This window comes from Ruegeria sp. YTSA064 (assembly GCF_059610325.1).
In genome coordinates this window covers 1-12,929 of sequence record NZ_JBXWNK010000003.1, presented here as the reverse complement: position 1 = coordinate 12,929, position 12,929 = coordinate 1, and the positions used below count along the sequence as shown (strand labels likewise).

Annotated in this window: 7 protein-coding genes; 2 read left to right on the top strand and 5 right to left on the bottom strand. The window is 56.8% G+C overall.

The genetic code is table 11. From position 1 onward, the window contains the following. Window positions 1–18: 18 nt before the first annotated feature. On the top strand, window positions 19–834 hold the full coding sequence (locus AC2FI7_RS04835) for a putative rhamnosyl transferase (protein WP_480873308.1): 816 nt from the start codon (window positions 19–21) through the stop codon (window positions 832–834). Here the strand turns inward: AC2FI7_RS04835 and AC2FI7_RS04830 are convergent. After that, a complete protein-coding gene (locus AC2FI7_RS04830; protein ID WP_480873306.1) occupies window positions 819–1,688 on the bottom strand; it encodes a DMT family transporter in 870 nt (289 codons plus the stop codon). The genes AC2FI7_RS04835 and AC2FI7_RS04830 overlap by 16 nt on opposite strands. A 170-nt stretch (window positions 1,689–1,858) precedes the next feature. On the opposite strand from AC2FI7_RS04830, the gene fosX reads away from it, so the two are divergent. Further along, window positions 1,859–2,263, top strand: coding sequence for a FosX/FosE/FosI family fosfomycin resistance hydrolase (gene fosX / locus AC2FI7_RS04825; RefSeq protein WP_010441187.1), 405 nt, complete (start codon window positions 1,859–1,861; stop codon window positions 2,261–2,263). A gap of 53 nt (window positions 2,264–2,316) precedes the next feature. Here the strand turns inward: fosX and rpoC are convergent, their stop codons facing one another. From rpoC to rplJ, 4 genes are all read right to left on the bottom strand, one after another. Continuing rightward, complete coding sequence (gene rpoC / locus AC2FI7_RS04820) at window positions 2,317–6,558, bottom strand: DNA-directed RNA polymerase subunit beta' (protein WP_496817037.1); 4,242 nt, start codon at window positions 6,556–6,558, stop codon at window positions 2,317–2,319. Between the two features lie 81 nt (window positions 6,559–6,639). After that, window positions 6,640–10,776, bottom strand: a complete 4,137-nt coding sequence (gene rpoB / locus AC2FI7_RS04815) for a DNA-directed RNA polymerase subunit beta (RefSeq protein WP_496817038.1) — start codon at window positions 10,774–10,776, stop codon at window positions 6,640–6,642. 250 nt (window positions 10,777–11,026) lie between these two features. Further along, window positions 11,027–11,401: a 50S ribosomal protein L7/L12 gene (gene rplL, locus AC2FI7_RS04810; RefSeq protein ID WP_010441182.1), complete on the bottom strand. Its 375-nt coding sequence runs from the start codon at window positions 11,399–11,401 to the stop codon at window positions 11,027–11,029. Window positions 11,402–11,481: 80 nt separating this feature from the next. After that, complete coding sequence (gene rplJ / locus AC2FI7_RS04805) at window positions 11,482–12,000, bottom strand: 50S ribosomal protein L10 (protein WP_010441181.1); 519 nt, start codon at window positions 11,998–12,000, stop codon at window positions 11,482–11,484. Window positions 12,001–12,929 lie beyond the last annotated feature (929 nt).

Here is a 12,929-nt window from a genome sequence, read left to right as displayed (position 1 = left end):
CTATCCATTGGATGATCCATGCAAGTCGTTGGCCTGTGCCGATTTTCATTCCCTGCCCTCGGCGATTTCCAAATCGAACACGACACGGTTGAAGAGCGGCGCCGCCATTTATACCACCCTACCCGTCTGGAAGAGCGGTTTCGCCTGTTTGAATCCCTAACCCTGCCCAGCTTTCGCGCACAGACCGATGAGGATTTCCAGCTTCTGATCGCCGTCGGAGACTGTCTACCTAAAACGGCGCTCGACCGCCTCAAAGATCTAACCACTGACATCAAGCAGGTTCAGATCATCCAAAGAGCAGTCGATCCGGATCAGAAACACCGGCAGGTCATGAAACAAATCCTTCAAAACGCGCGCTCGCATCCAGACCGGCCTTGTCTTCAGTTCCGTCATGACGACGACGACAGCGTCTCCATAGATTTCGTGGAAAAACTCCGAGAAGCAGCAGATGACGGCGCAGGTTTGATCAAGAAAAATCAAGCGATCGGAATAGATTTCAATAACGGGTATCAGGCCAGTTTTAAACCCGCAGGCACACAGGCAGCGCAGGTCTACAAGTCTTTGCTCGGGGTTGGACTGGGCATGCTGGTCTCGGGCGGATGCACCCATACAATCATGAGCTTCACCCACAACCGGATCGGGCGCTTCATGCCGGTGATCAGCTATCCTGATCAACCGATGTGGATCAGGTCGCTGAACAATTCCAACGACTCGCCGCGCGCAGGGAAACAGAAGGCGCAACTTGCTCCGATAACACCGGAGATCGAATCCGAATTTGCCACACGTTTCGCGATAAATCCGCGGTTCGTGCGGTTACATCAGTCCTCCGCCTGACGCGATCGTTCGCGAAACAGTGTGAACATCCCTGCCCCGACGACCAATGCCGCACCCAAAAGGGTAATCGAGTCGGGCCAGTCGCCAAAAACCGCCCATCCAAGCCCGAGTGCCCAAAGCAGACTGGAATAGCGGAATGGCGCAATAAAACCGACCTCACCCACACGCATCACCATGACGCTGAAAAGGTACCCCATCAAAACAAAGACTGCAGCACTGGCCACCATCGCACCTGATGCAGTCGAAACCGGTACCCACCCCTCGAAAATTGACACGATTGCAGCGACAGTGGTGATAGAAAGCGATGTTGCCAACGTCACAACCATGGATGGCACTTCTGCGGACATGCGTCGCGTGATCAGATCACGGGCCGTAACCGATGCAACCGCGATCAGTGCATAAATGGCGTAAATGCTGAAGCCATCGGGGCCGGGCCGAACGATCAACAACATGCCAACAAATCCCATTGCAATCGCGACAATCCTCCGCCACCCGATTTTTTCCTGAAAAAACAACGCAGCCCCCAGGGTCACGGTCAAGGGTAACGCTTGCAACACCGCCGTTACATTGGCCAACGGCATGTGCATTAACGCAGTCAGGAAGAAGAATGTCGCCGACAATTCGGCAAGGCATCGAAACACTACCAACCACTTATCGTGGCGGGAAAAATCCAAATGAAGCGCCCCAAGATGGCGTGCAAGAAAGAACACGAGAATCGTTGCCAACGCCCCTCGTGTGGCGACCAACTGGAACAGCGGCATATCCTGCCCCACCACCTTCACGAGCGTATCGTTGACAGTAAAGGCAGCCATGCTGCCCATCATCAGCAAGGCGCCCCTTAGATTTGGTGTCATTCTGGTTTCGCCCGATCCCACTACAATGTGCCCATTGGCCAATCAGGCAAACCCAATGTCAACTCTGCAATGGATAATCAGCAATCGCAGGTGAGTCAGGAGGGACCTAGAGGCTGACTTTGACCGGTACATTGTTATTTTGAAGTCCGGTCAAACTGAAGAGGTGCACTGTGATTGAGGGCCTGAGCCATATTACATTCATCACCCGAGATCTGGACAAGATGGAAGAGGTACTGACAACAATTCTGGATGCCAAAAAAATCTACGACAGCGGCGATCGGACTTTCTCGCTTTCAAAAGAACGTTTTTTCGATATCGGGGGTGTTTGGGTCGCGATTATGGAGGGCGATCCACTGTCCGAAAAAACCTACAATCACGTCGCGTTCAAGATGGGTGTAGATGAGTATGACGACAGATTGCAACGCATCCGGTCGCTGGGCCTTGAAATCCGGGAGGGTCGATCCCGCGTACCCGGGGAAGGGCAATCAATCTATTTTTATGACTACGACAACCATATGTTTGAACTGCACAGCGGTACGCTGGAGGAACGATTAAAACGGTACGCCGCGGGCTAAATAAAAAAGGCCCCGCAATTTTGCAGGGCCTAATTTGTTTTATGCTGCGGTGCTTATTCACGGCTTTCCGGTGTTTCCACCAGAACGTCCAGCTCATCACCGACCATATCGTCGTCGAATGTCGGAGCGGCCAAAGCAGCGGCCGCTTCGGCCTCTTCCCGGCGGGCTTCGATAACCACGTTGTCACGCGACTGCGCGATGTGGCGCACGGCCTGAGTGGCCCCACCGGTACCGGCGGGGATCAGGCGACCAACGATGACGTTCTCTTTCAGGCCAACCAGCTTGTCTTTCTTGCCTTGAACCGAAGCTTCGGTCAGCACGCGGGTGGTTTCCTGGAACGACGCCGCCGAGATGAACGAACGCGTCTGCAGCGAGGCTTTGGTGATCCCCAAGAGGATCGGCTCGCCCTGCGCCGGACGACCGCCGCGCGAGATGGTTTTCTCGTTGGCTGCGTCGAACTCCTGCTTGTCGACATGCTCGCCTTTTAGCAGGGTGGTGTCGCCTGAATCCAGGATCTCCCACTTCTGCAGCATCTGGCGCACGATGACTTCGATGTGCTTGTCGTTGATCTTCACGCCCTGCAGACGATAAACGTCCTGCACTTCGTCGATCATGTAATCCGCCAGCGCTTCGACGCCCATAATGGACAGGATGTCATGCGGAGCCGGGTTACCGTCCATCAGGTATTCACCCTTCTGGATGAAGTCCCCTTCGGCGACCGGGATGTGCTTGCCCTTGGGCACCATGTACTCGATGGTCTCCATGGACTCGTCAGCCGGTTCGATGCTGATGCGGCGCTTGTTCTTATAGTCGCGGCCAAAGCGCACGTAACCATCGGCTTCTGCGATGATCGCGTGATCTTTCGGACGGCGGGCTTCGAACAGTTCGGCCACACGCGGCAGACCACCGGTGATGTCCTTGGTCTTAGCACCTTCACGCGGGATACGCGCGACAACGTCACCGGCTTCGATCTGCTGACCATCTTCGACCGACAGGATCGCATCCACCGACATCGGATAGTGAACCGGGTTGCCCGCATCGTTGCGGACCGGCTCGCCATCTTCGCCGACCAGAATGATCTCGGGCTTGAGGTCGCTACCTTTGGGGGCAGCGCGCCAATCGATCACGATCTTCTGGGTCATACCAGTTGCATCGTCGGTCTCATCGCGGACAGCGATGCCCGAAACAAGGTCAACGTACTTCGCAGTACCGGCTTTCTCGGCGATGATCGGCAGGGTGTAGGGATCCCATTCGAACAGCTTGTCGCCACGGGCCACCTTGGTGCCGTCCTTGACAAACAGCTTGGAACCGTAGCCCAGCTTGTGGCTGGCACGCTCTTCGCCGTGTTCGTCGCTGATCACCAGCTTCATGTTCCGGCCCATAACGAGGCTTTCGCCTGCGGCATTGACCAGAATCTGCGGGTTCTCGAAGGAAACGACACCTTCCTGGCTGGCTTCCTGGAACGACTGCTGACCACCTTGCGCAACACCACCGATGTGGAAGGTCCGCATGGTAAGCTGTGTACCGGGTTCACCGATGGACTGCGCGGCGATGATGCCGACAGCCTCACCTGTGTTCACCATGGTACCGCGTGCAAGGTCACGACCGTAGCAGGTGGCGCAGACGCCTTCCTCGGACTCACAGGTCAGAGGCGAGCGGATACGCATCGAAGCAACACCGGCTTCGTCAATGGTGTCCGCCATGCGTTCGTCGATCAACTGACCTGCAGCGACCAGAACCTCGTCCGTACCCGGACGCAGAACGTCATCGGCAGAGACACGGCCCAGCACGCGTTCGGCCAGCGAGGCAACAACCTCGCCGTCGTTCACGGCGGCTTCGGCAGTGATCGCACGCTCGGTACCACAGTCGATCTCACGAACGATGCAGTCCTGAGCGACATCCACCAGACGACGGGTCAGGTAACCCGAGTTCGCTGTCTTCAGAGCGGTATCCGACAGACCCTTACGGGCACCGTGGGTCGAGTTGAAGTACTCGAGAACGGTCAGACCTTCCTTAAAGTTCGAGATGATCGGTGTCTCGATGATGTCACCGTTCGGCTTGGCCATCAGGCCGCGCATACCGCCCAGCTGTTTCATCTGAGTAACCGAGCCACGCGCACCGGAGTGGGCCATCATGTAGACCGAGTTCGGTTCCTGATCCGACCCGTCTTCGGCTTTGGCAACGTCCGAGATGGTGCTCATCATCGCCTCGGTGACGCGGTCGTTACACTTCGACCAGGCATCGACAACTTTGTTGTACTTTTCGCCCTGAGTGATCAGGCCGTCCATGTACTGCTGTTCAAAGTCCTTCACCTGACCGCGAGTGTCATCAACGATGCCCCACTTGTCATCGGGGATGACCATGTCGTCCTTACCGAACGAGATGCCCGCCTTGAACGCTTCTTTGAAGCCCATCGACATGATCTGGTCACAGAAGATAACCGACTCTTTCTGACCGCAATACCGGTAGACGGTGTCGATCACCTGCTGCACTTCTTTCTTCCGCAGCAGACGGTTGACCAGTTCGAACGGTGCCTTGTTGTTCATCGGCAGCAACGCACCCAGACGCAGACGGCCCGGAGTGGTTTCGAAACGCTTCTGAACTTCGTTGCCTTCGTCGTCGATCTGCGTGATCCGCGCGGTGATCTTGGTGTGCAGATGCACTTCACCCGCGTCCAGCGCGTGCTGAACTTCTTCGATCGAGCCAAAGACCTTGCCTTCGCCCGGCATGCCTTCGCGTTCCAGGGTCACGTAGTAGAGACCCAAGATCATATCCTGCGACGGAACGATGATCGGCGCGCCGTTTGCAGGCGACAGAACGTTGTTCGTCGACATCATCAGAACACGCGCTTCTAGCTGCGCCTCAAGGCTCAGCGGCACGTGAACGGCCATCTGGTCACCGTCAAAGTCGGCGTTAAAGGCCGAACAGACCAGCGGGTGCAGCTGGATCGCTTTCCCTTCGATGAGAACCGGCTCGAACGCCTGAATGCCAAGACGGTGCAGCGTCGGTGCACGGTTCAGCATGACAGGGTGTTCGCGGATCACCTCGTCGAGGATATCCCACACTTCGGGACGCTCTTTCTCGACCAGTTTCTTCGCCTGTTTCACGGTCGAAGACAGACCCTTGGCTTCAAGGCGCGAGTAGATGAACGGCTTGAACAGCTCCAGCGCCATCTTCTTGGGCAGACCACACTGGTGCAGCTTCAGCTCGGGGCCGGTCACAATGACCGAACGGCCCGAGAAGTCGACGCGCTTACCCAGAAGGTTCTGACGGAAGCGACCCTGCTTACCTTTCAGCATGTCCGACAGCGATTTCAGCGGACGCTTGTTGGCGCCGGTGATCACGCGGCCACGGCGGCCGTTGTCGAACAGAGCGTCAACGGATTCCTGCAGCATCCGCTTTTCGTTGCGGACGATGATGTCAGGTGCGCGCAGTTCGATCAGACGCTTCAGACGGTTGTTCCGGTTGATGACGCGGCGATACAGATCGTTCAGATCCGAAGTCGCGAAACGGCCACCATCCAGCGGAACCAGCGGGCGCAGTTCCGGCGGAATGACCGGAATCACGGTCATAACCATCCACTCAGGCCGGTTGCCCGACTCGAGGAAGGATTCAACGACCTTCAGACGCTTGATGATCTTCTTGGGCTTCAGCTCGCCGGTGGCTTCGGCCAGATCAGCGCGCAGCTGCTCGGCTTCGGCTTCCAGATCGATCTGGGCCAGCATCTCACGGATGGCTTCGGCACCGATATTCGCGGTGAACGCGTCCATGCCATAGGCATCCTGCGCGTCCATGTACTCTTCTTCGGTCAGCATCTGGCCATAGGTCAGGTCAGTCAGACCGGGCTCGATGACGACATAGTTTTCAAAGTACAGAACGCGTTCCAGATCGCGCAGCGTCATGTCCAGCATCAGACCGATGCGGGACGGCAGCGATTTCAGGAACCAGATATGCGCAACGGGCGCGGCCAGTTCGATGTGGCCCATACGCTCGCGGCGGACTTTCTGCAGGGTGACTTCCACACCGCATTTCTCGCAGACAACACCGCGATACTTCATCCGCTTATATTTGCCGCACAGACATTCGTAATCTTTGATCGGGCCAAAGATACGCGCGCAGAACAGACCGTCACGTTCGGGCTTGAACGTCCGGTAGTTGATGGTTTCGGGTTTCTTGATCTCGCCATAGGACCAAGACAGGATCCGCTCGGGGCTGGCCAGCGAGACCTTGATCTCGTCGAAAACCTTCGGGGGCGTCAGCGGGTTGAACGGGTTGTTGGTGATTTCCTGGTTCATTTGTTACCTCAAATCTTGCGGAAGGGGGGAGAGGGTAGCGGAAACTTCAAAAGTTTCCGCCCAAGAATTTTTTCAAAATTCTTATTCCTCAACCTCCGCATCCAGGAGTTCCATATTCAGGCCGAGGCCACGGACTTCTTTAACCAGAACGTTGAACGATTCCGGTACGCCCGCTTCAAAGTTATCCTCGCCCTTGACGATCGACTCATAGACCTTGGTCCGGCCGGCGACGTCATCCGATTTCACGGTGAGCATCTCCTGCAGGGTGTAGGCGGCGCCGTAAGCTTCCAGTGCCCAGACCTCCATCTCACCAAAGCGCTGACCACCGAACTGTGCCTTACCACCCAGCGGCTGCTGGGTAACCAGGCTGTACGGCCCGGTCGAACGCGCGTGGATCTTATCATCCACCAGGTGGTGCAGTTTCAGCAGGTACTTGATGCCCACGGTTACCGGACGCGCGAATTGCTCACCGGTACGACCGTCAAACAGGACCGACTGACCGCTTTCCGAGAAGCCCGCACGCACCAGCGCGTCGTTGACGTCTGCTTCTTTGGCACCGTCAAAGACCGGGGTCGCGATCGGAACACCGCGGGTCACGTTGCCCGCCGCCTCGATCAGGTGACCCTCGTCCATGTCGGCAATGCCTTCTTCATAGACATTCTCCCCATAGGCCAGCTTCATCGCTTCGCGCACCGGGGTCAGATCGCCGGAGCGGCGGTATTCACCCAGTGCCTCGTCGATGTTCAGCCCCAGACCGCGCGCGGCCCAACCCATGTGGGTTTCAAGGATCTGACCAACGTTCATACGCGAAGGCACGCCCAGCGGGTTCAGACAGAAGTCAACCGGCGTACCATCGGCCAGGAACGGCATGTCTTCCATCGGAACAACCTTGGAGATCACACCTTTGTTCCCGTGACGACCGGCCATCTTGTCGCCCGGCTGCAGCTTACGCTTAACGGCGATGAAGACTTTGACCATCTTCATCACACCCGGCGGCAGGTCGTCGCCACGGCGAACCTTCTCGACCTTGTCTTCGAAACGGGCGTCCAGAGCACGCTTGAGCACTTCGTACTGCTCGTTCAGCGCTTCGACGATCTGTGCGTCCTTCTCGTCTTCCAGCGCCAGTTGCCACCACTGACCACGGGTCAGGGTTTCCAGCAACTCTTCGGTGATCACCGACCCTGCCTTGACGCCTTTCGGGCCTTTGACAGCAGTTTTACCCAGGATCAGGCCTTGCAGACGCGCATAGATGTTACGGTCCAGGATCGCCAGCTCGTCGTCCCGGTCACGGGCCAGACGTTCGACTTCTTCACGCTCGATCTGCAGCGCACGCTCGTCTTTCTCGACGCCGTGACGGTTGAAGACACGGACTTCGACGACCGTACCGTAATCACCCGGCTTCACGCGCAGCGAGGTGTCGCGCACGTCAGATGCTTTTTCACCAAAGATGGCGCGCAGCAGCTTTTCTTCCGGGGTCATCGGGCTTTCGCCCTTCGGAGTGATCTTGCCGACCAGAATATCGCCCGGCTCAACATCCGCTCCGATGTAAACGATGCCCGCCTCGTCGAGGTTACGCAGCGCTTCTTCACCGACGTTCGGAATATCGCGGGTGATCTCTTCCGGACCCAGCTTGGTGTCACGGGCGGCGACTTCAAATTCCTCGATATGGACCGAGGTAAAGACGTCATCACGCGCGATACGCTCCGAGATCAGGATCGAGTCTTCGTAGTTGTAACCGTTCCAAGGCATGAACGCGACGACCACGTTCTTACCCAGGGCTAGTTCACCGATATCGGTGGACGGACCATCGGCAATCACTTCACCTTTGCCGACCGTGTCGCCTACTTTCACCAGCGGACGCTGGTTGATGCAGGTGTTCTGGTTCGAACGCTGGAACTTGCGCAAACGATAGATGTCAACGCCAGCGTCGCCCAGCTCCAGATCTTCGGTGGCACGGATAACGATACGCTGGGCATCGACCTGGTCGATGATACCGGCACGTTTCGCCTGGATCGCAGCGCCCGAGTCGATCGCAACCTTTTCCTCGATCCCGGTACCGACCAACGGCGCCTCGGCCCGCAGCAGCGGAACCGCCTGACGTTGCATGTTCGAGCCCATCAGAGCGCGGTTGGCGTCGTCATTTTCAAGGAACGGGATCAGCGATGCGGCAACCGAAACCAACTGTTTCGGCGACACGTCGATCAAGTCCACATTCTCGCGCGGGGCAAGCGTGTAGTCACCGGCCTGACGGGTCGACACCAGATCGTTGATAAACTTGCCATCGGCATCCAGCGTCGCGTTCGCCTGCGCCACGGTGTGACGCATTTCCTCGGTGGCGGACATGTAGTGAACCTCATCGGTCACCTCGGCGTCTTTGACGACGCGGTACGGTGTTTCGATGAAGCCATACTTGTTCACGCGGGCAAAGGTGGCCAGCGAGTTGATCAGACCGATGTTCGGACCTTCCGGCGTTTCAATCGGGCACATCCGGCCATAGTGGGTCGGGTGTACGTCGCGCACCTCAAAGCCCGCACGCTCACGCGTCAGACCACCGGGGCCAAGCGCCGAGAGACGGCGTTTGTGGGTGACTTCCGACAGCGGGTTGGTCTGGTCCATGAACTGCGACAGCTGCGACGAGCCAAAGAATTCGCGAACAGCGGCGGCGGCCGGCTTCGCGTTGATCAGATCCTGAGGCATGACGGTGTCGATCTCGACAGACGACATACGCTCTTTGATCGCGCGCTCCATGCGCAGCAGACCGACGCGGTACTGGTTTTCCATCAGTTCACCGACCGAACGCACACGACGGTTGCCGAGGTGGTCGATATCGTCCACGTCGCCTTTGCCATCGCGCAGCTCAACCAGCGCCTTAATGCAAGCCACGATGTCTTCGCGGCGCAGGGTGCGCAGGGTGTCAGGCGCGTCCAGTGCCAGACGCATGTTCATCTTCACGCGACCAACGGCGGACAGGTCATAACGCTCGCTGTCGAAGAACAGGGTGTCGAACAGGGCCGAGGCCGCTTCGACGGTGGGCGGCTCGCCCGGGCGCATGACGCGGTAGATGTCCATCAGCGCGCTTTCACGGTTCAGGTTCTTGTCCTGAGCCATGGTGTTGCGCATGTAGGGGCCTACGTTGACGTTGTCGATGTCCAGAACCGGGATGTCGGTGATACCCGCATCCATCAGGTCCTTGACGGTGCCGCCGATCAGGTCGCCGTCCTTGTCGTACTCCAGCGTCAGCTCATCACCGGCTTCGACATAGATCGCGCCGTTTTCTTCGTTGATGATGTCCTTGGCGACGTACTTTCCGACGATGTTATCGAAGGGAACCAACAGGTCGGTGACGGCACCTTCGTCGATCAGTTTCTTCACCGCGCGCGGTGTAACCTTCTTGCCCGCCTCGGCAATCACTTCACCGGATTTCGCGTCGACCAGATCATATGTCGGACGAGTACCGCGCACACGTTCAGGGAAGAACGGCGTGACCCAACCCTTCTTCTTATCCAGCTTGTAGGACACGGTGTTGTAATACGCGTCCATGATCGCTTCCTGATCCAGACCCAGCGCATAGAGCAGGGTCGTCACAGGCAGTTTGCGGCGACGGTCGATACGGGCGAACACGATGTCCTTGGCGTCGAACTCAAAGTCCAGCCAGCTGCCGCGATACGGGATGATGCGGCAGGCAAACAGCAGCTTGCCCGAGGAATGAGTCTTGCCCTTGTCGTGGTCGAAGAACACACCAGGGGAGCGGTGCATCTGGGACACGATCACACGCTCGGTGCCGTTCACAATGAACGTCCCGTTCGGTGTCATCAGGGGCATATCGCCCATGAATACGTCCTGTTCTTTGATGTCTTTGACCGATTTGGCGCCGGTGTCCTCATCGACATCAAACACGATCAGACGCAGGGTGACCTTCAGCGGCGCGCTGTAGGTCATATCGCGCTGCATGCACTCTTCGACGTCGTATTTGGGTTTTTCCAGATCGTATTTCACGAACTCCAGAACGGAGGTTTCGTTGAAATCCTTGATCGGGAAAACCGACTGGAACACACCTTTGATGCCTTCGCCGTCTGTGGGCTGTTCTGCATCGCCGGAGCGCAGGAAAAGGTCATAAGAAGATTTCTGGACCTCAATGAGGTTCGGCATCTCCAGCACTTCGCGGATTTTGCCGTAATATTTACGAAGACGTTTCTGGCCAAGGAACGTTTGAGCCATGTCAGATGTCACCTTTCGATGTTCTCAGCGGGCAAAGACACCGTCGGGCCCCGGCATCTTGCACATTCGAGACGACACGTCCGGATCAATTCGTGGCCACCGTCCCGAAGGTGGCCTCCCGATCCGAAAACCGTGTCTTAGAAAACGCCCCAGATAATGAGGCCCTTTCTAAGACAGGTTCGGCTGGACCCGGATTTCTCCGGGCCCAGCCAAAATTTGCGGCGCATCAGCGATGCACCTGTTGGTTGGCTTAGGCCAGCTCGACTTCGGCGCCAGCTGCTTCCAGCTTGCCTTTGACTTCTTCGGCTTCGTCTTTCGACACGCCTTCTTTGATCTTGCCGCCAGCTTCGACCAGTTCTTTGGCTTCTTTCAGGCCCAGACCGGTGATGCCGCGAACTTCTTTGATCACGTTGATTTTCGAAGCGCCGGCGTTCTTCAGAACGACGTCGAATTCGGTTTTTTCTTCCTCAGCTGCGCCACCGGCGTCGCCACCAGCTGCGACCATTACGGCACCACCAGCTGCGGGCTCGATGCCGTATTCGTCTTTGAGGATGGTTTTCAGTTCTTGTGCTTCCAGCAGGGTCAGACCCACGATGCTTTCTGCGAGTGCTTTCAGATCAGCCATTGTATTAGCTCTTTCCGTTTTACAGTGTGTGTTCCAACGTCAGGGGTATTCCCCTACGCAGATCATTCAGTGCCAACCGCTTACGCAGCTTCCGCCTTCTCTTCGATGGTGGAAAGGATGCTTGCGATGTTGCTTGCAGGTGCGCCAATCGCGCCGGCGATGTTCGAAGCAGGTGCGCCAATGCAGCCAACGATCGAAGCAATAAGCTCTTCACGAGACGGCATTTTCGAAACTGTTTCGACGCCTTTGCGGTCCAGAGCGTTCTCGCCCATAGCACCGCCGAGGATCTCAAAATTCTTGTTATCCTTGGCGAAGTCCTCGGCCACCTTGGCTGCTGCCACAGGGTCCTCGGAATAGGTCAGAACGGTCATCCCTGTCAGCAGGTCGGCCATGCTTTCACACGGCTTACCCTCAAGGGCGATTTTGGCGAGCCTGTTCTTGGCAACACGCACGGCACCACCCGCGTCACGAGCACGTGCGCGAAGGTCCTGCATCTCGGCAACTGTCAGACCGGCGTAGTGCGAAACCACTACGACGCCAGAGCTTTCGAAGATTTGGCCGAGTTCCTCGACCACTTTCTCTTTCTGGGCTCTATCCACAGTTCTCTCCAAGTTAGGGGCGATATCTCACCCCGGCTCATATTTGCCGCAGCTTACGCTCCGGCGTTCAGGTCCGTTGTTACGGGATGGGCCAAAACTCGCCCGAGGATCGTGACCCTCAGAATTCTTTGGTCTTACCCGTCTCAGGCAGGGAATTAAGGGGCCGCATGGCACCACCCACCGTCTTGGACGAAACAAAATAAAGCGCACGACGAATCGCACGCTTTATTCCGCAAGTCTACTTAGGACAGATAGGCCGGGTTTCCAAGAGGTAAATTGCACCTATGGGTGCGTTTCGAACGTTCAGAAATAAGCATACTTTCGGTGCAACTCTCATACACGGTAGATAACGAGGACAGCCAAAGCGACTACGAGAGAAAGACCTTTGAACCTTTGTAGTAACGGGTTGCTATGCTCCACCTTTTTTCTGCCCACCAAACACAAGCTCAAAGCGATTGCGACGTTTGTAGCGCCTATTATCACTTCGAATTGGTGTATTGCACGCTTTCCAGTGCTGAATGCAGCCGAGATCCCTTTTGTCTTTTTGGTCTCCACCAAATCTGTTCGTAACTGCTGGACAAGTGAACGTTATCATTGACGCCTGTGCACTGATCAGAAACCTGCCGATACCAAACTACTACTTTGAAACTGTGGCTAGATAGCCTCTGACGAAAACTTGTAACACGGGGTCCGGTCTGGGTGTGTTGGAGGCGGCGTAGTTGTCAGATCGAACTGCCAGGAGGCAGCACATACACAAAGCTGCGCGCAGCTTGTCATTGTCGGGAACGCACTCCAATTCAGTCCGCACCATAGGGGCAGATGCAACGCTTACATTTGCCCCACTGAGCATCTGGTTATGAGCCTGACGAGGTGAAGACGTTAATCAATTGATCCAGTGGATCAATTGTAGTCTGAACGGGCTGTACTTA

What these genes read in the sequence shown, in the direction of transcription:
- AC2FI7_RS04835 (WP_480873308.1), top strand. Translation starts at nt 19, where the DNA reads ATGCAAGTCGTTGGCCTGTGCCGATTTTCATTCCCTGCCCTCGGCGAT.
- AC2FI7_RS04830 (WP_480873306.1), bottom strand. Translation starts at nt 1,688, where the DNA reads ATGACACCAAATCTAAGGGGCGCCTTGCTGATGATGGGCAGCATGGCT.
- rpoC (WP_496817037.1), bottom strand. Translation starts at nt 6,558, where the DNA reads ATGAACCAGGAAATCACCAACAACCCGTTCAACCCGCTGACGCCCCCG.
- rpoB (WP_496817038.1), bottom strand. Translation starts at nt 10,776, where the DNA reads ATGGCTCAAACGTTCCTTGGCCAGAAACGTCTTCGTAAATATTACGGC.
- rplL (WP_010441182.1), bottom strand. Translation starts at nt 11,401, where the DNA reads ATGGCTGATCTGAAAGCACTCGCAGAAAGCATCGTGGGTCTGACCCTG.